Origin of the sequence: Methylomonas stagni (genome assembly GCF_050154735.1) — a bacterium.
Taxonomy (GTDB): Bacteria; Pseudomonadota; Gammaproteobacteria; order Methylococcales; family Methylomonadaceae; genus Methylomonas; species Methylomonas koyamae_A.
The window spans coordinates 326,860-353,234 of sequence record NZ_CP189557.1; the positions used below are offsets into that span (position 1 = coordinate 326,860).

The window sequence follows — 26,375 nt, forward strand, 5'->3', positions numbered from 1 at the left end:
CCGTCTTGTCGCCGTCCCTGGCGGAGAAAATGTCTTAGTTTTTCAATTGGGCCGCAACGGCGGCGCGGCGAGTGATTTCCGCCCAGTCGCCGGCATCGACCAGATCGGCCGGCGCCATCCATGAGCCGCCGACGCAGGCGACATTGCTCAAGGCCAAATATTCCGGGGCGTTTTTCGGATTGACCCCACCGGTTGGGCAGAACGTGACTTGCGGCAGCGGACCGCCGATCGATTTCAACATCGGAATGCCGCCGGCGGCTTCGGCCGGAAAGAATTTCATCGCGGTAATGCCTCGGTCCAACAAGCGCATCACTTCGCTCGGCGTGATGATGCCGGGCAGCAGCGGCACGCTGGTTTCCAACGCGGCGTCCAACAAGGTTTCGGTGACGCCGGGGCTGACGATGAATTCGGCACCGGCTTCGATCGCGGCGTGCAGGGTTTGCACATTGATGATGGTGCCGGCGCCGACGATCGCGCCGGGGACTTCGGCCTTGATGCGGCGAATCGCATCCAGCGCCACCGGGGTGCGCAACGTGATTTCCAGTACTTTCAGTCCGCCGTCGACCAGCGCTTTTGCCAGCGGAACGGCGCTTTTGAGATGGTTGATGACCATGACCGGCATTACCGGCGAGGTGGTCATGACTTCTTGGATGCTTACGGTCATGGTTTTAATCCTGTAGGTTGGTTTGTTGTTATTGTGTTAATCGACGTAAAACAAGTTGGTCGCGCCGGTTTCGGCGGACGAGGCGTGGGCCCGGAAGCCGCCGAACAATTCCCGGCCCATGCCGAAGTGGTGGCCCTTCGCCGAATTGGCGGCGGCGACCCTGGCCTCGAATTCCGCCGGATCGACCTGGACGTTGACTTCGCCGGTCTGCGTGTTCAAAACGATGACGTCGCCGTCGCGGACCTTGGCCAGCGGACCGCCGTCCAGGCATTCCGGGCACATGTGAATCGCCGATGGCACTTTTCCGGAGGCACCGGACATGCGGCCGTCCGTGATCAGGGCCACTTTGAAGCCTTTGTCCTGCAATACGCCCAGCGGCGGCGTCAGTTTGTGCAATTCAGGCATGCCGTTGGCTTTCGGTCCTTGGAAGCGCAACACCACGATGCAGTCTTTCTCCAACTCGCCGCGTTTGAAGGCCGCGACCACGTCGTCCTGGTCGTCGAAGACCACCGCCGGCGCCGTGACGACTTGATGTTGCTCGGCGACCGCCGAGATCTTCGAGACGCCGCGGCCGAGGTTGCCGTGCATCACGTTCAGGCCGCCGGTCGGTTGGAAGGGCTGGCCGACCGTGGAAATGACCGCATCGTCCTGCGAGCTCGCCGGCCCTGCTTCCCAGCGCAGTCCGGCCTCGGTCAGCTTCGGTTCCCGGCTGTATTGCGCCATGCCGCGTTCGTCGCCTATCGTCAGGATGTCGCCGTGCAGCAGGCCGTTGCACAGCAGTTCGGCGATCAAAACGCCCATGCCGCCAGCCGCTTGGAAGTGGTTGACGTCGGCCGAGCCGTTGGGATAGATCTTGGCTAGCAGCGGGATGATTTTCGACAGCTTGTCGAAGTCGTCCCAGTTGATAATCACGCCGGCGGCGCGGGCGATCGCGATCAAATGTATCGTGTGATTGGTCGATCCGCCGGTGGCCAACAGGCCGATCAGCGCGTTGACGATGGCCTTTTCATCGATGGCGTGGCCTATCGGTCTGAAGTCGTTGCCGGCCGCGGTGAATTTCAAGACTTGCTTGGCGGCGGCCTTGGTCAACTCGTCGCGTAGCGGCGTGTAAGGATTGATGAAGGAGCTGCCGGGCAAGTGCAGGCCCATGATCTCGACCATCATCTGATTGCTGTTGGCGGTGCCGTAAAAGGTGCAGGTGCCGGGGCTGTGGTAGGACTGCGACTCGGATTCCAGCAACTCCTTGCGGCCGACCTTGCCTTCGGCATAGAGTTGGCGAATGCGGACCTTTTCCTTGTTCGGGAGGCCGCTGGGCATTGGGCCGGCCGGTACGAATACCGCCGGCAGATGACCGAAACTCAGCGCGCCGATCAACAGGCCGGGGACGATCTTGTCGCATACACCGAGATACAGGGCGGCGTCGAACATGTTGTGGCTGAGGCCGATCGCGGTGCTCATTGCAATCACGTCCCGGCTGAACAGCGACAACTCCATGCCGGGTTGGCCTTGGGTGACGCCGTCGCACATGGCCGGCACGCCGCCGGCGAATTGGGCGACGCCGCCGGCATCGCGCACGGCTTGTTTGATCAATGCCGGAAAGTCCTTATAGGGTTCGTGGGCGGACAGCATGTCGTTGTACGCCGAAATGATGCCGACATTGGGTTTTTGCGAACCGGCCAAGTCTTCCTTTTCGCCGCCGGCGCAGGCCGCGAAGCCGTGAGCCAGATTGCCGCAGGCCAGTTTGGCGCGGTGTGGGCCTTGGTCGACGGCGGCTTCCAGACGGGACAAATAGGCGCCGCGGCTGTCGCGACTGCGTTCGATGATGGTTTGCGTGACTTTTTCGAGTGTGGGATGCATCGTGGTGTCCTGGTCGGAAAATAAACGTTTAACGGAATCTCAAGGTCAGCCGCATATGAAGCCCGACTGCTTTCGCTTTGGAATTGGTACCGAGCGAGCAGCGGAAATGGCTGGGTCTAAACAGAAGTCAGCACGACGGGTGGCCACGCCCTCCGGTTCAAGCGCTGTTGGTCGGTTCTATCCAAAAACGTTGCCAGCCGAGCAAGCTCGGTTCTAAATCGCGAAATTCGGAGGCAAGGTGGGGTCTGATCGCGTTGACCGCTTCCAAATCCAAATCCAAATCCAGAGCCTCTACCAGGCGCAGTTTTTTGGTAGCCAAACCGGTGGCTCGCCGGCACTTATCCACTCGCCGGCGATTCGGCAAGCCTTTACGGGAATACGTCATCCGATACAGCCCAGTCGGTCAACTTAAAAATCAAACGGCGGATAGGGCTCCAGCCCATGGCTTTTTAAGTCGACTTTGCGTAGCGAAACCCCGTCGGCGCGTAGCGCTTGCCGAATATCCAGAAACGTGGCGTCCAGCTGATCGACGTGTTCCAATACCGCGCGCGAAATAATGACATCGTAGCGGGCGGTTTTTCCCGACAATCCGTCGTCGGCGACCCAGGTGAAAAAGTAATCGGCGATATCGGCGCTGGAGTCTTCGTCTTTACCTAGACCGGTTAGAGCGGTTTGCTTAAGGCACCAGCTGGGGGCGAACCGGGCAATCGGCTTGGTCATGACGGCCTTCAAAATCAAAAACGCAGCGCTTTTCAGATTTTTACTATACACCGGTCGCCCCTTGGCTGGTTTCTCGGATTGCAGTTTTTCAGGTTACGGCGCCCAATACAACTCCACGGGCACTTTATCTTGGTGCAACAGCGCCCGGATCGGCATGTCTTCGACCGGGCCGTTCTGTTGTGCCTTGCCGAAGATCGCCAATTTGTCCTCGCCGGTAAACAGGATAATGATGCGGTCGGTGTTCAGTAAGGCATTGCGGGTCAGCGTCATGCGCTCGGTGTTGGGACCGGTAATGTCGCTGGCTGTCGCGGTGATCGCCGCCGTCAGTTGGTCGTTATCCTCGCGCAGCGCATCGGCCAGGCCTTCGGCATGAGGGAACAGCGAGGCGGTGTGGCCGTCCGCGCCCATGCCGACGATCGCCAGCGTGAACGGATTGGGCAGGCCGCGATAACGGGTTTCGGTTTCGGCTTGGCCGGCGGCGGCGGTCGCGGCGGCGTTTTTCATACCGACGAACTCGACGTTTTTGGCGTTATTGATTAACAGGCTGCGGCGAATCAGCGCTTCATTGCTGGCGGCGTGTTGGTCGTCGACCCAGCGCTCGTCGACGAGGCCGATCCGGATTTTTTTCCAGTTCATGTCGGCTTTGGACAAGGCTTCGTAAAGCGGCGCCGGTGTCGTGCCGCCGGAAACCAACAACGTGGCCAGACCGTGTTTGCTAATACCCTCGGCCAGAACGTCCTGACATTCGGCCGACAGCGCGGTCAGCAGGTGGGTGCGGTTTTCAAAAAAGAATTCTCTAACCATGATCTTAAAACTCTCGATGGGTGCGGTGCGTGTAATTATTCTTCCCAGGCGCGGCCGTCGCGGGCCAGCAGCGCGACCGAAGCGATCGGCCCCCAACTGCCTGCCGGATAGGATTTCGGAGCGCTATGGCTATGGGCCCAGGCGTCCTGGATCGAGTCGACCCAGGTCCAGGCCTGTTCGATTTCCTCGCGGCTTAAAAACAGCGTCGGATTGCCGCGCAGGGCTTCCAGAATCAGCTTTTCGTAACCGCCGAAGATGCTGTTCTTCTTGAAGGTTTCCGAAAAGCTCAAGTCCAGCTTGGTTTGCTGTAATTTGATGTTGCCGTCGATACCGGGCACTTTGTTCAGCATCACCACGTCCACGCCTTCGTTGGGCTGCAAGTGGATGACCAGCTTGTTGGCCGGTAGTTCGCGGAAGCTGTCCTTGAAGATGTTGTGCGGCAACTGCTTGAAATTGACTACGATTTCGGTGCGTTTGTTGGGCATGCGCTTGCCGGTCCGCATGTAAAACGGCACGCCGGCCCAACGCCAGTTATCGATGTCGACCCGAATCGCCACGAAGCTTTCGGTGGTACTTTCCTTGTTGGCACCGTCTTCCTCGAGATACCCCGGTACCGCCGAGCCTTTGATGAAGCCGGCCGTGTATTGGCCGCGCACGGTTTTTTCCTCGACATTGCGGACCGTGATCGGCCGCAACGATTTCAATACCTTGATCTTTTCCATATGTATGCTTTCCGCCGACAAGTCGGCCGGCGGCTCCATCGCCACGAAGGTCAGGATTTGCAGTAAATGGTTCTGCAGCATGTCGCGGAGCTGACCGGTCTTGTCGAAGTATTCCCAGCGGCCTTCGATACCGATGTCTTCGCCGACCGTGATTTGAATGTGGTCTATCGTGTTGTGATTCCAGTTGGTCGTGAAGATCGAATTGGCGAAACGCAACGCCAGCAGGTTGAGCACGGTCTCCTTGCCCAGGTAATGGTCGATGCGGTAGACCTGATCCTCGTGGAAGACATCGGCGACGACATCGTTGATTTCCTTGGAAGATTTCAAATCGTGGCCTATCGGTTTTTCCATCACCATCCGGGATTCGGGCGTCAGCACGCCGCAACTATGCAGGCCCTGGCAGATGTTCTTGAACAGAAACGGCGCGACCGCGAAATAATTGACCATCACCCGCTTTTCGGCGTCGACCGCATTGTTCAATTGGCGGTATTGGTCGGGTTGGGTCAGGTCGATTTTCAGATACGACAGGCGTTGTGAAAAGCGCTGCCAGATTTCTTCGTTGATCGTGTTATGCAAAAAAGCGACCAGGCTTTTGTGGGCAATTTCGACGAAGCCGGCGCTGGTTTCTTCCAGTCTGTCGACGCCGATGATGCGGGTGTCGGGTTCCAATAGATTGGATTTCTCTAGACGGTATAACGAGATCAGCAATTTGCGTTTCGACAAATCGCCCAGCGCGCCGTAGATCACCAAGTCGCAGGGTTTATAGGAATTGTTTTTCATTGAGGGTACCGAAAACCAAGAGAATGTGGCCGCCGACCGACCCAGCGTTCGACTCGGCTTGTCGATCTGAATCAGCCGGCCGCGCATCGTGGCGAAAATGCACCCATTATAATGGCTCAGGCCGGCGCCAAACAAGGCTTTCGGCTGGAGGTGCCGATTTCTCTGGGTTTATCGGTGCGTCGGCCGGGGCGTTTCAGCCGAACATTTCGGTGGAATAGCGCTGGATTTTCACCGTGCTCGACCAGTAATCGGCCGGCAGGCCTGCTTTGCGTTTTAGATGTCGCAAAAATTCGGCTGGGTCCGGCAGATCCTCCCAAACCGAGGGTAGAAAAGTACCGCGCCTGCCGCCTTCGCTTAGAATCAGACCGTCGATGCCGGGCCGAAGTTGGCCGAGCAGGTCCGTTTCGGATGCGAAATAGAGCGGTTCGGATGGACTCAATACCGAAATATGCAGGCTAAGTCGCGCCGATTCCGCCGCGGTGACCGGTGGAAAACGCGAATCGCGGAAGGCGGCGGCATAGGCGTTCTCGGCGACATCCTCGGCCAACGGCCGCGCGGCTTCCAGCCGGCCAATGCAACCGCGCAGCTGACCGGCCAGTTCCAGTGTCACGAAAGTCGCCGCCGACTCGGTCAATTTGGCGGGATAATCCGCCAGATTGACCGGCAACGGCCGGCCATGCGCGAGGCCGTGGGCAATGGATGCCCTCGCCAGGGTCAGCAAGCAGCCGCGTTCGACGTCATTCAACAACATAGGCACCGTAACCCACGACTCTGGCTTTGTCGCCGGCGGTATCGCCGGAGTTGCGCAAATCGATGGTCTTGATCGACCGTCCCGTGTCGCGCAGGAGTTTTAACAAGCCGTTGACGCCGACCCGGCCGCAAGCGGCGTCGCCGACGATTTCCTCGTAGCGTAGTGCTTCGATCAGGCGGCTGGTGTCGCGGTCTAGGCGTTGCGCGGTCGCGTAATCGTGGTAATGGCTCAGGTCGGAACTGATCACCAACAAGGTTTCGTCGCCACCCCAGAGTAATTTCAGCAGGCTGGCGACCTGGGCGGGTTCCGCTTCGCCGGCGACGATGGGAACGAGCTTGAAGTCGCGAAATACTTCTTGCAAAAAGGGTAGATGCACTTCTAGGCTGTGTTCGAGGGTATGGGCCTGTTCGACGTACTCCACGAACGGCAATTGCAGTAATTGGGCTATCGCATCGCGATCGACTTCGACATCGCCCAGCGGTGTACTATAGGCGTGAGCGCGACTGACCGCCAAACCGCGAAAAGCGACTTGGTGCGACGGGCCGATCAACACGACCCTGCGGACCCGCTCGGCGGCGGGTGCCAAGCGCGCGTAAGCGGTGGCGGCGACCGGAGCGGAATAGATGTAACCGGCATGAGGGACGATGATGGCCTTGGGTACATTGCCGCTTGGAACGGCCGCGCGCAGATAGTTGTCCACCGCGTCGCGCAATTGTAGGGGATCGGCCGGGTAAAAGCGGCCGGCCACCGCGGGTTTTCTGTTCATGGGCTGATCCTTGTAACTGTTATTGATACGATCAGACGGGGCAAGGCGCCGAAGCGGATTGAGCCGTGTTTCAGGCTTGCGATACTCAGTATAGCCTGCTACCGACAGTGGTTTTCGATTGGGGTTCAAGGAGAACGGCGATGACGACATTCCTTGGCGGCGATACCGTCGCCACCAACTATTGGCACGCGCTCGACGACGGTCGCGTCCAGTGCGATCTGTGCCCGCGTTTTTGCAAATTGCATGAAAGCCAGCGTGGCTTGTGCTTTGTGCGGCAAAATCTGGATAGCCGCATCGTGATGACCAGCTACGGCCGCTCCAGCGGCTTCGCGGTTGATCCCATCGAAAAAAAACCGCTGAATCACTTTTTGCCGGGCTCGCCGGTACTGTCGTTCGGTACCGCCGGGTGCAATCTGGCTTGCAAGTTTTGTCAGAATTGGGACATCAGTAAATCCCGTGAGATGGATACCTTGACGCGCCGCGCCGCGCCGGAGGCTATAGCCAACGCCGCTTTGGCCCATGGCTGCCGGAGCGTGGCTTACACCTATAACGACCCGGTGATTTTCCACGAGTACGCGATCGATACCGCGCAAGCTTGCCGCGACCTCGGTCTGAAATCGGTCGCGGTAACGGCGGGCTATGTATGCCCGGAGCCGCGCGTTGAGTTTTACCGATACATGGATGCCGCTAATGTTGACCTGAAAGCCTTCAGCGAAAGGTTCTACCACAAAGTCACCGGCGGTCATTTGCAAGCAGTCTTGGATACCTTATTGTATTTGCGGCACGAAACCCAGGTTTGGCTGGAATTGACGACCTTGCTGATTCCCGACGAAAACGATAGCGAAGCCGAATTGGAGGCGATGACCCAATGGGTGTTCGAACATTTGGGGCCGGAGGTGCCGATGCATTTCACCGCCTTCCATCCCGATTGGAAAATGACCGACAAGCCGCGTACGCCGTTATCTACCTTGTTACGGGCCAGGCAGATCGCGACCAAAAATGGCGTTCGTTACGCCTATGTCGGCAACGTGCACGATAAGGCCGCCGAAAGCACGTACTGCCACCAGTGTGGCGAAATGCTGATAGGCCGGGACTGGTATGTGTTGTCGGATTGGAATCTGAATGCAGCCGGAGGCTGCCGATTCTGCGGCACTGCTTGCGCCGGTTTGTTCGAAGCGGCGCCCGGCGATTGGGGCGCGAAACGGATCGGGGTTAGCATTTAAATCGGCCGGTGATAAGCGCGCCGGCCGATGGCGAGGTTAGCGGTAAACGACGCCGGGCTTGCCGTCGCCGGCGACGATTTCACCGATCGTAAACGCGGTTTCGCCTTGCCGGCCGAGAATTTCCAAGGTCGCGGCTTCGTCGGCCGCCGCCACGCAAACGATCATGCCGACCCCGCAGTTGAAGGTGACCAGCATATCCTCCAGCGCTACGTTGCCTTGTTGTTGCAACCATTGAAAAATCGCCGGGAAATGCCAGCTAGCCAGATCGATTGAGGCATTCAGACCGTTCGGCAAAACTCTAGGCAGGTTTTCGGTAATGCCGCCGCCGGTAATATGCGCCATCGCATGTACAGGGACGGACTTCAGTAATTCGAGCAAGGGTTTGACGTAGATGCGGGTCGGCGTCAGCAGCGTTTCGCCCAGCGGTTTGCCGTTGACGGTGTCGGTCCAGGTCAAGCCGCTACGCGCGACGATTTTGCGGATCAGCGAATAGCCGTTGGAATGTGGGCCGGACGAGGCCAGCGCGATCAATTTGTCGCCGGCTTGGACTTGGCTACCGTCGATGATGCGGGACTTTTCGACGATGCCGACGCAGAAGCCGGCTAAATCGTAATCGCCGTCAGCGTACATGCCGGGCATTTCGGCGGTTTCGCCGCCGACCAGCGCCGCGCCGGCCTGCTCGCAACCCAGGCCTATGCCTTCGATCACGCTGGCGGCGGTATCGACGTCGAGTTTGCCGGTCGCGAAATAATCCAGGAAAAACAGCGGTTCGGCGCCTTGCACGATAATATCGTTGACGCACATCGCGACCAGATCGATGCCGACCGAGTTGTGAATGCCGGTGTCCAGCGCCAATTTCAATTTGGTGCCGACGCCGTCGGTGCCGGAAACCAGCACCGGCTGTTGATAGCGGTCCAGCGGCAGTTCGAACAGCGAACCGAAGCCGCCCAGCCCCGCCATCACGCCGGCGTTGCGGGTTTTGGCGGCGATGGGTTTGATGCGATCGACCAAGGCGTTTCCGGCTTCGATATCGACGCCGGCGCTTTTGTAATCCAGGCGGTCAGTGGGTTGTTCGCTCAAGGTTGGCCTCTTTAAAGTTAAGATGGAATCGACCGATATTGTACTATATTCGAAATGTGACATTGTCAGGGTGGGCTAGTGAGCGAAGCATTTAAGAAGGCCGGACGGGCCGCGGTGGCCATGGTTTTAACGGGTCTACTGGCTGTGCCGTTTGCCGAAGCGGTCGAGGTTAAGGGCTTGTACGAGATCGAGTTGGTGGCGCGTGGTCAATCCGCCGAGGATAGGACACAGGTGATCAAGCAAGGCTTGTACGCTGTATTGAGCCGCGTGCTGGTGTCCGAAGATATTTCCAAGATTCCGGCGGTGCAACAGGCGCTGACTGGCGCGCAGAACTATGTCAAGCAATTCCAATTTTCGCTGATTTCCGCGGACGAATCGCCGGATACCGAGGCCCGTTTGGCGCGGATCGAGTTCGATGAGGATCAGGTGATGCAAGTGATGCGCGATAGCCATGTCGGTATCTGGAGCGAGATCCGCCCGGAAACGTTGGTGTGGCTAGTCGTCGATCAGGGCGGCAATCGTCAGTTTTACAACGCGGATACCATGCCGGAGCTGGAGAGTGCGCTGGCGTTCGCGGCGAAGGTCAAAGGCATTCCGATGATTTTTCCGATGCTGGACCTGGAGGAACAACAAAGAATCACGGTCAGCCAAGTGTTGAGCGCCGACTCTCGCGGTTTGTTGGCGGCTTCGGCTCGTTATGAAGTGACATCGGTCATGGCGGGGCGCATCGTCGAAAAAGGCGAATGCTGGCAGGGCGAGTGGGCGTTTTATTTCGACGGCAAGATCAAACAGTGGAACAGTCCTTGTCAGCCGTTGAAAGCGACGGCGGTAGCCGCCGCCCAGGGGGCTTACGATGTGCTTTCCAATTATTACGGCGTGAAGCCTTGAGTCAGCCGGCTATTAGGCTGTAAATCCCGTAAGCGCCGCCGTAACTGGACAGAAAATAGAACAGTGACATCACCAGCGACGCCGGCCGGTTGATCAGCAACACGTCCTTAAAGATTTGGGCGATCATCAGCATATCCCAGAGGAAAAATACCGCCAACGCCGAATAGCTCAGCGCGTCCTCGGCGACAGTGACCCAAAATACGATGGGTACCAGAAAAATGCCTACCAGGTTTTCGCAGAACAAGATGGCGCTGGCTACCTGAACGTAAGTGCGAAAAGTACCGTTCAAACCCAGGACTAACGCGATAAATCCCAAGGTCAGCCCGGTTTCGATCAGGACTTCGAAGACAGTTTCCAAGTCGTCCGACATGTTGAATTTGATGAAAAACACCATGCCGAAATAGAAATAAATGTTGTACTTGAAAAAGCGTGTCGAACTGGGCAGTTCCAGCGCGGAAACATTGAGCCAGCACAGCGGGAGATAGTATCTGATCAGTTCCATGGCGGCGGGACCGTGGCGGGTTTAGCGTTCCTCGAAGGCGTAGGCGTCCAAGTCGTGCCGATACTCCTGCTGGGTATGGCTAAATTGGTCGTTCAGCGCCTGTACCAGATCCTTGCTTTGCTCGATCAAACCGGCCAGCTTCTTGCGGTTTTTTTGTTTTTGCCGACCGGATCGGTGATCGGTAACAGCATGCGCCAGAAGCTTTGGCTCTTTTCGAATAGTGCCGCCAGATCTTCGGTCAGATTCAATTGTTTTTGGCGTTTGTGCAATTGTTTAACGATGAACTTGGCGTGTACTCGGCTGACGATCAGATGCATCGGAGTCAGCAGCGCGATCAGCGCGATGGCGATAGCCGGGCCGATAATGGGGTCGAAGATCAGTTCCAGAATGCCGACGGCGATTTCGGCGAACAGCGCCAGCATGATGATGAAGCCGAGCACGATCAGCGTCGTCGCGTTGCAGCGTTCTTTCCAAGTGGTCAGCGAGGCTTCGACTTCCGGCAGAATCACATCGTCGATGGCTCGGATGCTATCCTGCAGGGTGGCCAATACCCGGTAGGAACGGTCGCTTGCCAAGTTGGCGATACGCTGGTCGAGCGCGGCGCCGTCGCTGTTTTGGCTCAACACCACGAACTGGCCGGTGTGTATGCCCAGTTCGGCCAAGCGGCGTTGCCAAGCATTGGCGATATCCTGGCTTTTGGCGGGGTCCAGGCCGATTTCGGAGTGATCGATCACGAATACGAATTTATTGGAATCTTGCTGAGCAACGATTTCGGTCAGAGCGGCCTTGTTCAGCTCGGCATCGGCTTCGAACAGGTCGGTGAACACCAGTACCAGATCGGAAATATCCAGTACGTATTTGCGCAGCATCGCGGTGACGGCATTTTCGGTGGTATTGCTCAGCACCGGCGTGTCGATAACCAGCTTGCCTTTCAATTTAGAGCTATTGACCGTCACCAGCTCCAGATGGCCATTGAGTTTGCCGCCCTCGCCGGGCAGGACTTGTTCCATGGCTTGGCCGATTCTGTAAAAGGGCAGGCGGTGATCGGCGTCCAGCGCGGTACCCGGCAGCGTGGCGCCGGCGGCTTGCGGCGTGTATTGCAAGACTGTGAATTTGTGGCGAACGGTGTGCAGCGGCGAGTTGAGGTATCGGGCCAGGAAGTCCGATTTGGCCGGTGAGTAACCACCCAGCGTACTGATAACCGGCCACCAAGTGGTTTTGCGGGCGGTGCTTTCCTCAGAGTCGATCAGCCCCATGTCGAATTCGATTTGGTCCAATTCCTGGAACAATCTTGCGGTTTTTTGCAGGACCGGGTCGGCTGCCGCGAATTGTTTTTCTAGGTTTATCAGGTATTTACTTGCCGTTTTGTCCGCCATGTGCTGTGAACCTTTTTTATAAGTGGCTAGAGGTTGATCGATCGGGCGGAGTATACACCGACGACATTTAAACGGATAAAAATTCCTGGTAGGGAAGGGTGGGCGACCCTGTAAACGGGGCGCCCGGACGCGGGAAGCGAATTATTCCTTGATGTCCAATTCCTTGATTTTTCGGGTCAGCGTATTGCGGCCGTATCCTAGCAATTGAGCCGCTTCGTGTTTGCGGCCGTGGGTGTGAGTCAGCGCCGATTCGATCAGCAGGGTTTCCACCGAAGGAATGGCTTGCTTGGCGATGTCGACCTTGCCGGCGTTGAGTTGTTGCTTGACCCAGGAACGAAACTGGCTCTCCCAGTCACCTCGCTCGACTTCGCCGGCGGTCTCGGTAGCGGTTTGCATCAGTTCTGGCGGCAAATCCTCGATATGAATTTCGCGGCCCGATGCCATGACCGTCAACCAGCGGCAGGTGTTTTCCAGTTGACGGACATTGCCGGGCCACTTCAAATTACTTAGGAAGGCCTCCGCCTCGGGTTTCAAGGATTTGACCTCAGTACCCAGTTCCTTGGCGCTTTGGTATAGAAAATGCCGCATCAACAAGCCGATGTCCTGCCGACGTTCACGCAGTGGTGGGATGTGGATGCGGATAACGTTCAGCCGGTGAAATAAATCCTCGCGAAAGCGTCCCTGGGCAACCAATAACTCCAAATTTTGGTGGGTGGCGGCAATGATACGGACATTGACCTTAACCGGCGAATGCGCGCCGACCGGATAAAATTCGTTGTCCGCCAATACCCGTAGCAAACGGGTTTGCATATCGGCGGGCATGTCGCCGATTTCATCGAGAAACAACGTGCCGTGATTGGCTTGCTCGAAACGGCCGATGCGCCGGGCCTGGGCTCCGGTAAACGCGCCTTTTTCGTGGCCGAAGAGTTCCGATTCCATCAGGTCTTTCGGAATCGCCGCCATATTCAGCGCGATGAAAGGCTGCTCGGCGCGTGGACTGTGCCGGTGTAAAGCCCGAGCGACCAGTTCCTTGCCCGTGCCGGATTCGCCGTTGATCAAGACGGTGATGTGCGAGCGCGCGAGTCTGCCTATGGCTCGGAACACTTCCTGCATCGCAGGCGCTTCACCGATGATCTCAGGGGTCTCTTCGTTGACTGGAGGCTCTTGAGCGACGTCGTTTTGCAACTGCTTGCTGTGAATGCAAGCGCGTTGTACCGTCTCGACCACTTCGTTGACATCGAACGGCTTGGGTAAATACTCGAATGCACCGCCGTGAAAGGCCGATACCGCGCTTTCCAAATCCGAATGCGCCGTCATGATGATGACCGGCAGATTAGGATGGTCGTGCTGTACCTTGCGCAACAGTTCGAAGCCGTCCATGCCCGGCATGCGGATATCGGTAATCAAAACATGCGGCAATTCCTTGGATAGCTCTTTCAACAAATCGGCGGCGTTGGCGAAGCAGCGCGTGACGATGCTGGCCTTTTGCAGGGCTTTTTCCAACACCCAACGTATCGATTTGTCGTCATCGACAATCCAGACCTTATCTGGCAGTGGCATGAGATTTCTCCAAAACTCAATATTAAGATGATGGCATCAATTTCGATTCGATGCTTTTTTGCCAAGATTATCGGCTAACGGTAAATAAATAGAGAATACGGTATTGCCCGGCTCGCTTTCGCATTCGATTAAGCCGCTGTGTTGGTTAATCAACGATTGGGCGATGGACAGGCCCAAGCCGGTACCTTCGGCCCGTCCGGTAATCATCGGGTAAAAAATCTGTCCCATTAACTCGGGTTTGATGCCCGGGCCGTTGTCGATGACGTCGATCTTCACCGCCAGCCGGTAGCGTTTACGGCCTATCGTCATGTGGCGGCGAATCCGGGTTTTCAATGTGATTCGGCCCGAGGTCTGAATCGCTTGAATGGCGTTGCGGACGATGTTCAGCAGGGCCTGGATCAACTGGTTTTTGTCGGCGAACAGTTCGGGAATGCTGGGGTCGTAATCGGTTTCCAGGCTGATGTTATTACCTGCTTCCACGGCGACCAGCTGACGAACACGCTCCAATATTTCGTGGATGTTCAACAAACTTTTATGGGCCGGTTTATTGGGTCCCAGCATCTTGTCCATAAGCTCTTGCAAACGGTCCGATTCGGCAATGATGATCTGGGTATATTCCTTCAGTTCCGGGTCGTGCAATTCCAAATCCAGCAGTTGAGCCGCGCCGCGAAGTCCGCCCAGCGGGTTCTTGATTTCGTGCGCCAGTCCGCGCACCAACATCCGGCTGGTATTTTGCTGCGCCAGCAGTTGCTCCTCTTTGGTAATACGTAAATGCCTGTCGACTTGCTGAAGCTCGATCAGGATTTCGTTCAACTGACCGTCTTCCAGTAACGGCGTGGCACTAAGATTGACGGTGATCGATTGGCTCATCCGCTCCAGTATCAATTCTCTGTCAACCAACGGTTCGTGCTGATGTAGGCGCTGCATCAAATCGGTAAACAAGCCGTGATGTCCGATTTTAAAAAGCTTCTGGGCCGGATTGCCGAGCAAATGCTTAGCGCTATCGGCGAACAGCATTTCGCCGGCCGGATTAATGTAGGTCAGCAGTAAATCCCTGTCGAACATCAGGATGGCTTCGTTCAGGTGATCGAGGATTTTTTTGTACACGGTGTTATTGGATTCTCCTGTCGGCTACGTTTATACAGCAATATACGAGCCATATCCGGATCAAGAATGTGAGGGTAATGATCAGGTGAGTGGCCAAGTGGTGCATGGGTTCCAAGTATTGCGTTTGAGGAGTTTATCGGCCCGTTAATGTGGTCGATATTCATTAAATACCGGCGTCGCTTGCGCACCAAATACCAGCGTTTTTTGCTCTCGGGTGTCTGGGATCGAAATCGACTTTGCAACGGATAGGCAAAGACCGCTAAGCTCGAGCAGTTGAGAAGTGCAAGGTCAAATCCCTAAATAACTTGTACCCAACCATTTGTTGCGGTGATTTGCTAACCAAAACTCAGGGACGATTTGCAATTTAGCGCGGTTTTCTGCAAATCGCGGGATCTTCGATGGCTTGAAATCAGGGTGAATCCTTAACAACTGCTGTCTTCGCCGGTCTCTACATTGTTGGTGATTAGGACCCGCTAAATTCAACGAGTCTAGTGACAGTGGTGCTGAAGCTCAAGGGCAATGCTAATGTTGCCGAGTTCGTTGCGGCGAAGCGCGAACGGAAATTCCGAATTAGCCAAAAAGCACAATTTTGGTGCGTTGGTTTGGGTTATAACACTAAATGGCCGCCGTCGACGCGAAAATGCGGTAAGCCACCATCGGCTCGGGTATCTCCCTACTAAAGCTAAACAAACAGTCGCCCCACTAGCTACCTTTAGAGACGAACGCCTGGCATCGGCCGAGCTTGTTTAGTGCGTAATAGGTTGAGCAATGCACCAACGTGGTTCGTTCTGGCGATCGTTTTAATTGTGGGCCGCCCGGTCTAACAAAGCAGGTGTCAGCCGGATGTCCGCGTGGCTTCAAAGCGCGAGTGCATAATCGACAATCAGGGGTGCGTGATCGCTGAAGCGTTCGAGTTTGTAGACCGAGACCTTACTGGCGGTATTTGCCAGCGTTGGAGTGGCAATCTGGTAATCGATGCGCCAACCTACGTTTTTAGTCCAAGCTTGGCCGCGATTGCTCCACCATGTATAGCAGGACTCGGTAGCGTCGGGTTCCAAGTATCGGTGGACGTCGACCCAACCTTGCTCGCCAAGAATCTTTCCGATCCAGGCCCTTTCTTCGGGAAGGAAGCCGGAGTTCTTTTGATTGCCTCTCCAGTTTTTCAAATCGATGGCCTGATGAGCGATATTCCAGTCGCCACAGACGATAACGTGTCGCCCGCTGGCCCGAAGTTGCGCCAAATGGGGGTATAAGCGGTCCATAACGCTGAATTTGATCGCTTGGCGTTGTTCGCCGCTCGATCCCGAGGGCAAATAGAGTGAAATCACGGACAGGTTTTTGACTCGGATTTCCAGATAACGGCCTTCGCTGTCAATATCGGCGTAGCCAAGGCCGGTGATGATCGTTTCAGCGGGAAGTTTGCTGTAGATGCCAACGCCGCTGTAACCTTTTTTCTCCGCGTAATGAAAATAACCGTGATATCCGGTGGGATTCGCCATGGTTGCTGTTAGGTCGGCGGCTTGAGCCTTTAACTCCTGCAAGCATACAAAGTCGGCATTTTGCGCGTATAGCCAATCATAAAAGCCTTTGCGGTCGGCGGAGCGAATGCCGTTAAGGTTGATCGAAATGATCCGCATAAGACGTTCAAATAGTTGAAGGGTCTGTCGAAACAAAAAACCCCGCGAAGCTTTGCAACTTGCGGGGTTCTGGAAAGGTGCGGGACTGTCAGAAACAGTCCTACCTCTTACAAGCTGTAGTACATGTCCAGCTCAACAGGGTGAGTGCTCATGCGCAGACGGGTAACGTCTTGTTTTTTCAGCTCGATGTAGCCGTCGATGACGTCGTCGGTGAAAACGCCGCCCCGGGTCAGGAACTCGCGGTCGGCATCCAGTGCGGCTAATGCTTCGTCCAGAGAGAACGAGACTTGCGGAATGGCTTTTTCCTCTTCCGGCGGCAAGTCGTACAAGTCTTTATCCATCGCTTCACCTGGGTGAATTTTGTTTTGGATACCGTCAAGACCGGCCATCAACATGGCGGAGAATGCCAAGTAAGGGTTAGCGGTTGAGTCCGGGAAACGTACTTCGATACGACGACCTTTAGGGTTGTTAACGTACGGAATACGGATCGAAGCCGAACGGTTGCGAGCGGAGTAAGCCAACATAACCGGCGCTTCGAATCCTGGAACCAGACGTTTGTAACTGTTGGTTGAAGCGTTGGTGATCGCGTTCAAGGCTTTAGCGTGTTTGATGATGCCGCCGATATAATACAGCGCGGTTTCGGACAGGCCGCCGTACAGATTGCCGGTAAACAGGTTAACACCGCCTTTCGCCAGCGATTGGTGAACGTGCATGCCGCTACCGTTGTCCCCGACCAGCGGTTTCGGCATGAAGGTCGCGGTTTTGCCGTAAGCGTGGGCGATATTGGCGACCACGTATTTCAGTTCCAACACTTCGTCGGCTTTTTTAACCAGCGTGTTGAATTTAGCGCCGATTTCGCACTGACCCGCAGTCGCTACTTCATGGTGGTGGACTTCGACGGTTTGGCCCATTTCTTCCAGAACCAAACACATAGCCGAACGCATGTCTTGGAAAGAGTCGACCGGCGGAACCGGGAAGTAGCCGCCTTTGATACCAGGGCGATGGCCAATGTTGCCGTTTTCGTAGACTTTCGCCGAGTTCCAGCCGGCTTCCTCGGAGTCGATTTGATAAGAGCAGCCGCCCATGCCGGTGCTCCAACGTACGTCGTCGAAAATGAAGAATTCGTTTTCAGGACCAAACAGCGCGGTGTCTGCGATGCCGGTGGACTGCATATAGGCTTCGGCGCGTTTTGCAATCGAGCGCGGATCGCGCGCGTAACCTTGCATGTCCTTAGGTTCGATAATGTCGCAACGCAAGATCAGGGTTTTGTCGTCGAAGAAGGGGTCGATTTTAGCAGTGCTGGCGTCCGGCATCAGAATCATGTCCGATTCGTTGATGTGTTTCCAGCCCGCGATTGACGAACCGTCAAACATATTGCCTTCTTCGAAAGTGTCTTCGTCGATGGTGTGCGCAGGGAAGGTGACGTGCTGCTCTTTGCCGCGAGTGTCGCAAAAACGGAAATCGACGAATTTAACGTCGTTTTCTTGGATTAATTTGAGTACGTGATCTACTGACATCGGCCAAATTCTCCTAGTGGATAGTTATTTTGTTTGGGTTGTAAAAGGCTAGCTACGATAGCATCAAATGGTAGTAAGAGCTATAAAAATCAAAGCTTCCGAGAGGGTTGGTCTCGGAAGCTGATCTTAATATCTAATCGGTCGCAATTAGAACGTAACCACTACGTCCGCTGTGAAAAGCAACTGATTGCGGCCTTGGCCGTTGTCGAAGGCCTTTGTTTTATCGGTGAAGTCGTAGCGAATGTTTGGACGCAAGTTCAACCATTTGGCGGGTTTGTAACTCAGGCCGGCTGTAACTGCGTAGTAGCCGCTGCCTTCGTAGGTGTAATTGCCGTTGGCGTAAGGGCCGTTCGGGCATGCAAAGTTAGCTGAGCCCAAATTGCTTGAAGCGGCGTAGCAGCGGCCCGGTCCGTTAACCCGGAAACCGTTGTGGTCGCGGAACCATTCCGCGCGCAGGCCGCCGGAAAGCTTGTCATTTACGTCGTAGATCAGGTACTGGTTGATGCCGTACCACTCCGCGTCTGGTCCGGTTGCCGCGGCAACGTTGTCGGCGAAGCCGTGATCGTGCTGGATGATGTAGTGCAGTTTATCGGTGAAGTTGTGTTTGCCGACGACGCTATACATGGACCACGCCGAGCTGTTATTTTCCGCTTGATGGCCGGCTGTTGAAGTTACTGCTAGCGAGGTGCCTGCGTCGTCGCTGGTCCAAGTGACGCCACCCAGCCAAGCCCAGTTACCGAGTCCTCTATCGAAATTACCGTCCCAGCCACCGGTCTGGCTGCCGGTGACCGCGCCACCGGATACGCTCCAATTACTGTTGATGGCATAGCTAGCCAACACGCCGGTGTGGGTGAACGGTTCGCCATATTGCATCGTGTAAGGCTTGGTGACGAAAAAGTTGTCCGGTGATGTGACCACTTCATAACCGATGATGGTGTAAAAGTGACCGATTTTCACATCAACGCCGTTACCGAATGGCAGGTTCAATTCCGCATAGGCTTGCGGCAGGGCAATGCTATAAAAGCGCTCGCCGCGTTCGGTGAGATACAGGTCCCAATTGCCGCGGTTGTCCGCGGCGGCAGTGCCGTACGCTTGCGTAAAAATGGCATCGGTGCCGTACATGAAGTCCACTCTGCCGCCGATATCGAAGCTGTCGCCGCTTACGGTGACTGCTTTTTGCAGATAAAGATACAGTTGATTCAGTTGAACTTCGCCGGTACGGTCGTTAAACGTGACCGGACCGTTGAAGCCGTCGCCATGGCTGCCGCTCATGTTTGCGCCGACACTGGTTTCCAGCCAACCGCCGATTTTCAGATTGTGATCTTTCATGAATTTAGCTTCATTCGGGTCTATGCCCGCGGCTCCGAGCAGGCCGGAGGCTTCCGTCCAGCTCTCGGCGCCGGCCGAAGCGCTGCATAGCGCCAAAATGCCAGCAACGTAAGTTCGGCGAGATTGGAAGTGGTGTTTCATGATGGTATTCCCCTTTTCTAGTTGGTACTCGAAAGTTTATTAAGCAGTTTTTAGGCCAAGTCTCATGCTTTGGAAATCAAGGAGATAGCGGGCGTTGGCCAGGTATTTTTGAGTGGATTTGGTGCAAAAATCGTTGTTTGCACTGTCGTGGTGCTTGGGTGGTCGCGATAGCGGTCCTGCAAGCTAATGCTTAGTTTAGCGCCACTTAGCGTGTTTGCTTAACATTTTTAGTGAGCATTTGTTTGGAAATGGTGCGCTACATTAACCTTCGCACCATCTGGGTGCGATTCTCTGAGGGATTTTAATGTTTTAAGCAAATTATGCTTAAAAAACATGGATATAAATACTGGCATGTATTCTGCTTTGGCTGAGTTGGGAATTTACTAACTCAAGCAACGAGGTGTTGAACTATGAAACTGATAACAGCGGTTGTAAAACCGTTCAAGCTCGATGACGTGCGGGAAGCGTTATCGGATATCGGCGTTTCCGGTGTGACGGTAACCGAGGTTAAGGGATTCGGCAGGCAAAAAGGCCACACCGAACTGTATCGCGGCGCTGAATACGTCGTGGATTTTCTGCCCAAGGCCAAAATCGAGGTGGCAGTGGCCGACGCGTTGCTGGATCAGGCGGTGGAAGCCATCGTAAAAGTCGCCAATACCGGAAAGATCGGCGACGGCAAGATTTTCGTGACTAATTTGGAGCAGGTCGTCCGGATCAGAACCGGCGAATCCGGCGAAGAAGCACTTTAAACCTAGACCATGGGGACTAAGCAAATGAGATATGTAGCAGGCATGGCGCTGTTGGCGCTGTTGGGCTTCTCGGGGATCGCCGGCGCGGAAGAAGCGGCGGCACCGGCCGTTCAAGCCACCGTGAACAAGGGCGATACTGCCTGGATGATCGTTGCCACGGTATTGGTCGCGTTGATGGTCATTCCCGGTTTGGCATTGTTTTACGGCGGCATGGTGCGAGCCAAAAATATGTTGTCGATTCTGATGCAAGTGTTCGTGATCTTTTCGTTATCGGCCATTTTGTGGGCGGTTTACGGGTATAGCGTGGCGTTTACCGAAGGCAACGCGTTTTTTGGCGGTTTCAGCAAGGCCTTTCTGTCCGGTATCACGCCGGATTCGATGGCGGCGACCTTTAGCAAGGGCGTGTACGTGCCGGAATACATTTATGTCGCTTTTCAGCTGACCTTTTCGGCGATTACTCCGGCGCTAATAATCGGCGCCTTCGCCGAGCGCGTGAAGTTCTCGGCGGTGCTGTTGTTTACGGTAATCTGGTTCAGCATTTGTTATTTACCGATGGCGCACATGGTTTGGTACTGGGCCGGTCCGGACGCATATACAGACGCGACCGCAGCCGAAGCAGCGGGAGCAACGGCCGGTTTCTTGTTCCAAAAAGGCGCGCTGGACTTCGCAGGCGGCACCGTTGTGCATATCAACGCCGGCATGGCCGGTTTGGTCGGCTGTCTGCTGATCGGCAAACGCATCGGCTATGGCAAGGAATTCATCGCGCCGCATAGCGTAACGATGAACATGATCGGCGCTTCGTTGCTGTGGATCGGTTGGTTCGGTTTCAACGCCGGTTCCAACTTGGAAGCCAACGGTCTGGCCGCATTGGTTTTCGTTAACACGCTGCTGGCTGCCGCGGCCGCGACCTTGTCCTGGATGGTCATGGAATGGCTGGTGCGCGGCAAGCCCAGCATGTTGGGCGCGACTTCGGGTGCGGTTGCCGGTCTGGTTGCCATTACCCCGGCTTGCGGTTGGGCGGGGCCGATGGGCTCCATCGCGCTGGGCTTCGTCGTCGGTGCGGTGTGCTTCTGGTCGGTGACTCGCTTGAAACATGCGCTGAACTATGACGACTCGTTGGACGCCTTCGGCGTACACGGTGTTGGCGGCATCGTCGGCGCCTTGGGGACCGGCATTGTCGCCAGCCCGGCACTGGGCGGTACCGGCGTGTGGGATTATGTCGCCAACGCGGTAGCGGAATACGACATGTTGACGCAAGTCACCAGCCAAGCCTGGGGCGTGGGTGTCGCGATTGTCTGGTCCGGCATTGCATCGTTCGTGGCATTCAAAATCGCCGACGTGGCGGTGGGTCTGCGCGTCAACGAAGCGACCGAGCGCGAAGGTTTGGACGTGACCGAGCACGGCGAAACGGCTTATCACATTTAAGCTATCGAGATTGCTGATTATCAAGGAAAAAACGGACCGTCGGTCAGGGCGGTCCGTTTTTGCTATCATTAAAAGCACCTTTCCGGTGCTTGAGCCGGTAAATTGTAGGTTAGCCTGGAATTATTTATGATTGGCGGTAGCCTTCCGACACAGCAAATTATTCATTCGAATTTGGGGATAGCATGAAACTCATTACAGCGATTATCAAACCGTTCAAACTGGACGACGTCAGGGAAGCCTTGTCCGAGATCGGCGTGGCCGGCGTGACCGCCACCGAGGTCAAAGGTTTTGGACGGCAAAAAGGCCACACCGAGCTTTATCGGGGTGCCGAATATGTGGTTGATTTCTTGCCCAAAGTGAAGCTGGAGATAGCCGTGGCCGACAATGTGGTCGACCGGGCCGTCGAGGCGATCGTCAAAGCCGCCAACACCGGAAAAATCGGCGACGGCAAGATCTTCGTCAGCAGTCTCGAACAAATTATCCGAATCAGAACCGGAGAAACCGGGGAAGACGCGATTTAGATTTTCCCAGCGGGTTTTATTGCTGGGCGAACATTTCAATCGCCCTGGTTCGCGAAGACGATTCGCGGGCCAGGGCGATTTTGTCGTTTCTGGTTCTCCAAAAATTGACCTAGCAAAAATTCAACAAAAATGACAATAACAAAAAGAGTCTTCGCACTCACAGCACCGTTGTTCATCTGGCCCGCCGCCGCGTGCGCGGAGGGCATCAATCAAGCCAACACCGCCTGGGTGCTTACATCCACCGCTCTGGTGTTGTTCATGACGATACCCGGCTTGTCGCTATTTTACGGCGGCTTGGTCCGTAGCAAAAACGTGCTATCGGTTTTGATGCAGTGTTTTGCAATTACTTGTCTGGTGTCGTTGTTATGGTTGGCAGGCGTGTACAGTCTGGTATTCGCCGACGGCGGCGACTGGCAACCGTGGCTGGGTGGCACGAGCAAATTGTTCCTGCCGGACATGGGTATCGCTAATTTGATCGGCGATATTCCGGAAACCGTGTATTTCATGTTTCAAATGACCTTCGCGATTATCACGCCGGCCTTGATCGTCGGCGCGTTCGCCGAACGGATGAAGTTTTCGGCGATGCTCTGGTTCAGCGCTTTATGGCTGATCGTCGTCTATATGCCGATTTGCCATTGGATGTGGGGTAACGGCTGGCTGGCCGCGCTGGGTGCCAAGGACTTCGCCGGCGGGATCGTGATTCACGTCAACGCCGGCGTGGCGTCCCTGGTCTCGGCCTTGGTTATCGGCAACCGGAAAGGTTTTCCGACCGTGGCCATGCCGCCGCATAACATGACGATGGTCGTCACCGGCGCCGGCATGCTGTGGTTCGGCTGGTTTGGCTTCAACGGCGGCAGCGCCCTGAAGGCCGACGGTAGCGCCGGCATGGCGATCGCGGTGACTCATATCGCCGCCGCCGCCGGTTCGCTGACCTGGATGACCATCGAATGGCGCCGCTTCGGCAAACCCAGTGTGTTGGGCATCGTCACCGGCATGGTGGCCGGTTTAGGCACCATTACGCCGGCTTCGGGTTTTGTCGGTCCGATCGGCGGTCTGGTCATCGGCATTGTTGCCGGTATCGTTTGCTTTTATGCGACGCAATACGTCAAGCGTGGCTTGAAAATCGACGATTCGCTGGACGTGTTTCCGGTGCATGGCGTCGGCGGCTGCGTCGGCTCCATTTTGACCGGTGTGTTCGCGGCGGAAAGTTTCGGCGGCTTGGGGCTGAACGGTGTCAGCATCGCCGAGCAAGTCGGCGTGCAAGCGCTGGCGGTGTTGGTGACCATCGTTTGGAGCGCCGCGTTCAGCTATCTGGTTTTGAAGCTGCTCGACAAAACCATCGGATTGCGGGTCAGCGAAGACGAAGAAGTCGAAGGTCTCGACATCGCGCTGCACGAAGAAACCGGTTACCACAATCTATAACTACGCCAGCGTTTGCCGGCTCGAGCGGGCGGAGACCGACTCCGCCCGTTTTCATCAACCTCAGTGGAAATTCATGCCTATCCCACTTTCCGAACTGGAAACCATCGTGCGCGCCGCCGGCGCGATTGCGATGACTTATTTCAACGATCTGGACCAATTGGCCGTCAGCAAAAAAAGCGCACGCGATCTGGTCACCGAGGCCGATGTCGCGGTCGAACATTATCTGAAACAGGCCTTGACCGAAAAATGGCCGGAATACGGCTTCTGGGGCGAGGAGAGCGGCCAAACCGCCAACCAAAACCAGCGCTGGATCGTCGATCCGATCGACGGTACCCATTCGTTTTCGAAAGGCCAGTATTTTTGGGGCGTCAGCGTGGCCTTGGAAATTGCCGGCGAATTGGTAGTCGGCGCGGTGTACGGCCCGGCTCTGGACGACTACTACTGCGCGGCTAAAGGCCAAGGTGCCTGGAAAAACGGCAAGCCGATCCGGGTGTCCGACGAGACCAGTCTGGCCGCCAGCATGGTGTCGACCGGCTTCGCCTGTTTGCGCCAGTATTTGCCGGACAACAACCTGCCTCGCTTCTGCCGCATCGCCCAGGCGACCACCGGCCAGCGTCGAATGGGTTCGGCGGCATTGGATTTATGCACGGTGGCCGACGGTCAGGTCGATGCGTTCTGGGAACAGGAATTGAATTTGTACGACGTGGCTGGCGGGGCATTGGTCGTTCTAGAAGCCGGCGGCACGCTGACCGATTTTCAGGGCAATCCCGGCGTGTTTCCCAAGCAGATATTGGCCACGAACGGCAAAATTCTCGATCAGCTTTTGCCGTTGATGTAATGGCTGACGACACTAACTCCTGTTTTTTGACGGTGCTTGGCGATGACTAAACCGGCGGCGGTGATTTTCGACGGCACGCCGCTGAGCATCGAGGCCGTGATCGGTATAGCGCGCGGCACGGCCGCCGCAGTGCTGAGCGAGGCGGCGGAATTTATCGCCCGCATCGATCGCGGCGCCGGTTTCGTCGATACCTTGCTGACCGAGGAAGGTTGCGTCTACGGCGTCACCACCGGCTACGGCGATTCGTGTACCGTCGCGGTGCCGGTCGAATTGGTCGGACAACTGCCGGTGCGTTTGTACCGCTTTCACGGTTGCGGTTTGGGCGAGGATTTCGATCCGGAGCAAACCCGCGCCATTTTGGTCGCCCGCCTGACCAGTTTGGCGCGGGGCTACTCCGGCGTTCGCTATCGGTTATTGCAACACCTGACTTTATTGCTGCGCCGCGACATTCTGCCGTTGATCCCGCAAGAAGGTTCGGTCGGCGCCAGCGGCGATCTGACGCCGCTGTCCTATCTGGCCGCCGTGCTGGCCGGCGAGCGCGACGTGCTGTACCAACATCGGCGCCGGCCGGTTGCCGAGGTCTACGCGGAACTGGGCATTGCACCGCTGACCTTCCAGCCCAAGGAAGCCTTGGCGATCATGAACGGCACGGCGGCGATGACCGGTCTGGCCTGTCTGGCTTTCGGCCGCGCCGAATATCTGTCCCGGCTGGCCGCGCGCATCACCAGCCTGGCGGTCACCGCAATACAAGGCAACGCCTACCATTTCGACGCCAAATTGTTCCAACTCAAGCCGCATCCCGGTCAGGCCAAGGTCGCGGCGCGGATTCGCACCGATTTGCAATGGCATGCCGAAATGCCGCGCAACGACAGCCGCTTGCAGGATCGCTATTCGCTACGCTGTGCGCCGCATGTGATTGGGGTGTTGGAAGACGCCTTGCCTTGGTTGCGGCAAATGATAGAAACCGAGCTGAACAGCGCCAACGATAATCCGCTGATTGATGCCGACGACGAGCACGTGTTGCACGGCGGGCATTTTTACGGCGGCCATATCGCGTTGGCGATGGACACCTTGAAAACCGCCGTCGCCAACATCGCCGATTTGCTGGACAGGCAATTGGCGCAACTGGTCGATCCCAAATTCAATCACGGCCTGCCGGCCAATCTGGCGGGCGAGGCCGGTGAACGGGCGCCGCTCAATCACGGTTTCAAGGCCGTGCAAATCGCCGCGTCGGCCTGGACTGCCGAAGCCTTGAAATTGACGATGCCGGCCAGCGTGTTCTCCCGATCCACCGAATGCCATAACCAGGACAAGGTCAGCATGGGCACGATTGCCGCCCGCGACTGCTTGCGCATCGTGGAATTGACCGAGCAGGTGGCGGCGGCGGCATTGCTGGCCAGCGTGCAAGCCGTGGAATTGCGCGGCGGCGCGCTGTTGTCCGAGCCGTTGAGCGACACCTGCGCCGATCTGCGCCGTCTGGTCGCGCCGCTGACCGAGGACCGGGCCTTGGACGGCGAATTGCGGGCCTGTCTCGACGCGATACGCAGCCAGCGCTGGTCTTTATATGACTAAGTCCGTGCTGGAAGCCGAAGTCGCCATCGATATCCCGTTTCACGATGTCGACATGATGGCCGTGGCCTGGCACGGCCACTATTGCAAATATTTCGAAGTGGCGCGCTGCGCGCTGTTGGACAAGATAGCCTACAACTATCCGCAAATGCGGGACTCCGGCTTCGCCTGGCCGCTGGTGGATATACGCATCCGCTACGTCAAACCGGCCCGCTTTGGTCAGAGGGTGCTGGTCAGAGCCCGTTTGAGCGAATGGGAGCACCGCTTGAAAATTGATTACCTGATCCTCGACCAGGCCAGCGGTGATCGCTTGACCAAGGGCTGTAGCGTGCAGGTGGCCGTCGATTTAAACAGCGGCGAGCTGTGTTGGCAATCGCCGCCGGTGCTGCTCGCCAAATTGGGCTTGGTGTCGCCGTGTTCCGACTGA

At 56.4% G+C, this 26,375-nt stretch carries 25 protein-coding genes; 9 read left to right on the forward strand and 16 right to left on the reverse strand.

Going from position 1 to position 26,375, the window contains the following annotated elements; all coding sequences use genetic code 11:
* Nucleotides 1-34: 34 nt before the first annotated feature.
* From ACP4CD_RS01575 to amrB, 8 genes are all read right to left on the reverse strand, one after another.
* A complete protein-coding gene (locus ACP4CD_RS01575) occupies nucleotides 35-664 on the reverse strand; it encodes a bifunctional 4-hydroxy-2-oxoglutarate aldolase/2-dehydro-3-deoxy-phosphogluconate aldolase (protein ID WP_426993125.1) in 630 nt (209 codons plus the stop codon).
* A 36-nt stretch (nucleotides 665-700) separates the two neighbouring features.
* Nucleotides 701-2,521 carry a phosphogluconate dehydratase gene (gene edd / locus ACP4CD_RS01580; RefSeq protein ID WP_426993127.1) on the reverse strand — a complete coding sequence of 607 codons (1,821 nt, stop codon included), beginning with the start codon at nucleotides 2,519-2,521 and terminating at the stop codon, nucleotides 701-703.
* Between the two features lie 157 nt (nucleotides 2,522-2,678).
* Nucleotides 2,679-2,906 carry a hypothetical protein gene (locus ACP4CD_RS01585; protein WP_426993129.1) on the reverse strand — a complete coding sequence of 76 codons (228 nt, stop codon included), beginning with the start codon at nucleotides 2,904-2,906 and terminating at the stop codon, nucleotides 2,679-2,681.
* A gap of 23 nt (nucleotides 2,907-2,929) precedes the next feature.
* Nucleotides 2,930-3,292, reverse strand: a complete 363-nt coding sequence (locus ACP4CD_RS01590; protein WP_426993131.1) for a class I SAM-dependent methyltransferase — start codon at nucleotides 3,290-3,292, stop codon at nucleotides 2,930-2,932.
* 42 nt (nucleotides 3,293-3,334) lie between these two features.
* A complete protein-coding gene (gene pgl / locus ACP4CD_RS01595) occupies nucleotides 3,335-4,045 on the reverse strand; it encodes a 6-phosphogluconolactonase (RefSeq protein WP_064024299.1) in 711 nt (236 codons plus the stop codon).
* Nucleotides 4,046-4,080: 35 nt separating this feature from the next.
* A complete protein-coding gene (gene zwf, locus ACP4CD_RS01600; RefSeq protein ID WP_281020786.1) occupies nucleotides 4,081-5,547 on the reverse strand; it encodes a glucose-6-phosphate dehydrogenase in 1,467 nt (488 codons plus the stop codon).
* Nucleotides 5,548-5,740: 193 nt separating this feature from the next.
* Complete coding sequence (gene amrA, locus ACP4CD_RS01605) at nucleotides 5,741-6,298, reverse strand: AmmeMemoRadiSam system protein A (protein ID WP_426993133.1); 558 nt, start codon at nucleotides 6,296-6,298, stop codon at nucleotides 5,741-5,743.
* Nucleotides 6,285-7,064, reverse strand: a complete 780-nt coding sequence (gene amrB / locus ACP4CD_RS01610; RefSeq protein ID WP_426993135.1) for an AmmeMemoRadiSam system protein B — start codon at nucleotides 7,062-7,064, stop codon at nucleotides 6,285-6,287. The genes amrA and amrB overlap by 14 nt, the downstream gene beginning before the upstream one ends.
* Before the next feature lie 140 nt (nucleotides 7,065-7,204).
* Between amrB and amrS the strand changes: the two genes are divergently transcribed.
* Entirely contained in the window at nucleotides 7,205-8,287 is a 1,083-nt protein-coding gene (amrS, locus tag ACP4CD_RS01615; RefSeq protein WP_426993137.1) for an AmmeMemoRadiSam system radical SAM enzyme, read from the forward strand.
* Between the two features lie 36 nt (nucleotides 8,288-8,323).
* Here the strand turns inward: amrS and purM are convergent, their stop codons facing one another.
* Nucleotides 8,324-9,367, reverse strand: a complete 1,044-nt coding sequence (purM, locus tag ACP4CD_RS01620; protein ID WP_426993139.1) for a phosphoribosylformylglycinamidine cyclo-ligase — start codon at nucleotides 9,365-9,367, stop codon at nucleotides 8,324-8,326.
* A gap of 78 nt (nucleotides 9,368-9,445) precedes the next feature.
* On the opposite strand from purM, the gene ACP4CD_RS01625 reads away from it, so the two are divergent.
* Complete coding sequence (locus ACP4CD_RS01625; RefSeq protein ID WP_426993141.1) at nucleotides 9,446-10,255, forward strand: DUF2066 domain-containing protein; 810 nt, start codon at nucleotides 9,446-9,448, stop codon at nucleotides 10,253-10,255.
* 1 nt (nucleotide 10,256) lies between these two features.
* Here the strand turns inward: ACP4CD_RS01625 and ACP4CD_RS01630 are convergent, their stop codons facing one another.
* From ACP4CD_RS01630 to ACP4CD_RS01660, 7 genes are all read right to left on the reverse strand, one after another.
* Nucleotides 10,257-10,757, reverse strand: a complete 501-nt coding sequence (locus tag ACP4CD_RS01630) for a hypothetical protein (protein WP_064024311.1) — start codon at nucleotides 10,755-10,757, stop codon at nucleotides 10,257-10,259.
* Nucleotides 10,758-10,882: 125 nt separating this feature from the next.
* Nucleotides 10,883-12,133 carry a hypothetical protein gene (locus ACP4CD_RS01635; protein ID WP_426993142.1) on the reverse strand — a complete coding sequence of 417 codons (1,251 nt, stop codon included), beginning with the start codon at nucleotides 12,131-12,133 and terminating at the stop codon, nucleotides 10,883-10,885.
* A gap of 141 nt (nucleotides 12,134-12,274) precedes the next feature.
* Nucleotides 12,275-13,693 (reverse strand): nitrogen regulation protein NR(I), encoded by a 1,419-nt coding sequence (gene ntrC / locus ACP4CD_RS01640; RefSeq protein ID WP_064024315.1) that lies wholly within the window; start codon nucleotides 13,691-13,693, stop codon nucleotides 12,275-12,277.
* Between the two features lie 36 nt (nucleotides 13,694-13,729).
* Entirely contained in the window at nucleotides 13,730-14,800 is a 1,071-nt protein-coding gene (gene glnL, locus ACP4CD_RS01645) for a nitrogen regulation protein NR(II) (protein ID WP_168029751.1), read from the reverse strand.
* A gap of 857 nt (nucleotides 14,801-15,657) precedes the next feature.
* Nucleotides 15,658-16,437: an exodeoxyribonuclease III gene (locus tag ACP4CD_RS01650; RefSeq protein ID WP_426993144.1), complete on the reverse strand. Its 780-nt coding sequence runs from the start codon at nucleotides 16,435-16,437 to the stop codon at nucleotides 15,658-15,660.
* Nucleotides 16,438-16,544: 107 nt separating this feature from the next.
* Complete coding sequence (glnA, locus tag ACP4CD_RS01655) at nucleotides 16,545-17,954, reverse strand: glutamate--ammonia ligase (RefSeq protein WP_064024321.1); 1,410 nt, start codon at nucleotides 17,952-17,954, stop codon at nucleotides 16,545-16,547.
* Nucleotides 17,955-18,101: 147 nt separating this feature from the next.
* Nucleotides 18,102-19,424, reverse strand: coding sequence for a porin (locus ACP4CD_RS01660; protein ID WP_064024323.1), 1,323 nt, complete (start codon nucleotides 19,422-19,424; stop codon nucleotides 18,102-18,104).
* 410 nt (nucleotides 19,425-19,834) lie between these two features.
* On the opposite strand from ACP4CD_RS01660, the gene ACP4CD_RS01665 reads away from it, so the two are divergent.
* The 7 genes from ACP4CD_RS01665 to ACP4CD_RS01695 all read left to right on the forward strand — a co-directional run bounded on the left by ACP4CD_RS01665 (nucleotide 19,835) and on the right by ACP4CD_RS01695 (nucleotide 26,375).
* A complete protein-coding gene (locus ACP4CD_RS01665; protein ID WP_064024325.1) occupies nucleotides 19,835-20,173 on the forward strand; it encodes a P-II family nitrogen regulator in 339 nt (112 codons plus the stop codon).
* A gap of 24 nt (nucleotides 20,174-20,197) precedes the next feature.
* Entirely contained in the window at nucleotides 20,198-21,598 is a 1,401-nt protein-coding gene (locus tag ACP4CD_RS01670) for an ammonium transporter (protein ID WP_064024328.1), read from the forward strand.
* A 182-nt stretch (nucleotides 21,599-21,780) separates the two neighbouring features.
* Nucleotides 21,781-22,119, forward strand: a complete 339-nt coding sequence (locus ACP4CD_RS01675) for a P-II family nitrogen regulator (protein ID WP_064024330.1) — start codon at nucleotides 21,781-21,783, stop codon at nucleotides 22,117-22,119.
* Nucleotides 22,120-22,248: 129 nt separating this feature from the next.
* On the forward strand, nucleotides 22,249-23,541 hold the full coding sequence (locus ACP4CD_RS01680) for an ammonium transporter (RefSeq protein WP_426993147.1): 1,293 nt from the start codon (nucleotides 22,249-22,251) through the stop codon (nucleotides 23,539-23,541).
* 73 nt (nucleotides 23,542-23,614) lie between these two features.
* Complete coding sequence (locus ACP4CD_RS01685) at nucleotides 23,615-24,379, forward strand: inositol monophosphatase family protein (RefSeq protein ID WP_426993148.1); 765 nt, start codon at nucleotides 23,615-23,617, stop codon at nucleotides 24,377-24,379.
* A 42-nt stretch (nucleotides 24,380-24,421) separates the two neighbouring features.
* Nucleotides 24,422-25,951, forward strand: a complete 1,530-nt coding sequence (locus ACP4CD_RS01690) for an HAL/PAL/TAL family ammonia-lyase (protein WP_426993150.1) — start codon at nucleotides 24,422-24,424, stop codon at nucleotides 25,949-25,951.
* Nucleotides 25,944-26,375: an acyl-CoA thioesterase gene (locus ACP4CD_RS01695; RefSeq protein WP_426993152.1), complete on the forward strand. Its 432-nt coding sequence runs from the start codon at nucleotides 25,944-25,946 to the stop codon at nucleotides 26,373-26,375. Before ACP4CD_RS01690 ends, ACP4CD_RS01695 begins: the two co-directional genes overlap by 8 nt.

Coding starts and splice junctions, on each gene's coding strand:
- ACP4CD_RS01575 (WP_426993125.1), bottom strand. CDS start 664: ATGACCGTAAGCATCCAAGAAGTCATGACCACCTCGCCGGTAATGCCG.
- edd (WP_426993127.1), bottom strand. CDS start 2,521: ATGCATCCCACACTCGAAAAAGTCACGCAAACCATCATCGAACGCAGT.
- ACP4CD_RS01585 (WP_426993129.1), bottom strand. CDS start 2,906: ATGACGTATTCCCGTAAAGGCTTGCCGAATCGCCGGCGAGTGGATAAG.
- pgl (WP_064024299.1), bottom strand. CDS start 4,045: ATGGTTAGAGAATTCTTTTTTGAAAACCGCACCCACCTGCTGACCGCG.
- zwf (WP_281020786.1), bottom strand. CDS start 5,547: ATGAAAAACAATTCCTATAAACCCTGCGACTTGGTGATCTACGGCGCG.
- amrA (WP_426993133.1), bottom strand. CDS start 6,298: ATGTTGTTGAATGACGTCGAACGCGGCTGCTTGCTGACCCTGGCGAGG.
- amrB (WP_426993135.1), bottom strand. CDS start 7,064: ATGAACAGAAAACCCGCGGTGGCCGGCCGCTTTTACCCGGCCGATCCC.
- amrS (WP_426993137.1), top strand. CDS start 7,205: ATGACGACATTCCTTGGCGGCGATACCGTCGCCACCAACTATTGGCAC.
- ACP4CD_RS01630 (WP_064024311.1), bottom strand. CDS start 10,757: ATGGAACTGATCAGATACTATCTCCCGCTGTGCTGGCTCAATGTTTCC.
- ACP4CD_RS01635 (WP_426993142.1), bottom strand. CDS start 12,133: ATGGCGGACAAAACGGCAAGTAAATACCTGATAAACCTAGAAAAACAA.
- ntrC (WP_064024315.1), bottom strand. CDS start 13,693: ATGCCACTGCCAGATAAGGTCTGGATTGTCGATGACGACAAATCGATA.
- ACP4CD_RS01650 (WP_426993144.1), bottom strand. CDS start 16,437: ATGCGGATCATTTCGATCAACCTTAACGGCATTCGCTCCGCCGACCGC.
- glnA (WP_064024321.1), bottom strand. CDS start 17,954: ATGTCAGTAGATCACGTACTCAAATTAATCCAAGAAAACGACGTTAAA.
- ACP4CD_RS01660 (WP_064024323.1), bottom strand. CDS start 19,424: ATGAAACACCACTTCCAATCTCGCCGAACTTACGTTGCTGGCATTTTG.
- ACP4CD_RS01665 (WP_064024325.1), top strand. CDS start 19,835: ATGAAACTGATAACAGCGGTTGTAAAACCGTTCAAGCTCGATGACGTG.
- ACP4CD_RS01670 (WP_064024328.1), top strand. CDS start 20,198: ATGAGATATGTAGCAGGCATGGCGCTGTTGGCGCTGTTGGGCTTCTCG.
- ACP4CD_RS01675 (WP_064024330.1), top strand. CDS start 21,781: ATGAAACTCATTACAGCGATTATCAAACCGTTCAAACTGGACGACGTC.
- ACP4CD_RS01680 (WP_426993147.1), top strand. CDS start 22,249: ATGACAATAACAAAAAGAGTCTTCGCACTCACAGCACCGTTGTTCATC.
- ACP4CD_RS01685 (WP_426993148.1), top strand. CDS start 23,615: ATGCCTATCCCACTTTCCGAACTGGAAACCATCGTGCGCGCCGCCGGC.
- ACP4CD_RS01690 (WP_426993150.1), top strand. CDS start 24,422: ATGACTAAACCGGCGGCGGTGATTTTCGACGGCACGCCGCTGAGCATC.
- ACP4CD_RS01695 (WP_426993152.1), top strand. CDS start 25,944: ATGACTAAGTCCGTGCTGGAAGCCGAAGTCGCCATCGATATCCCGTTT.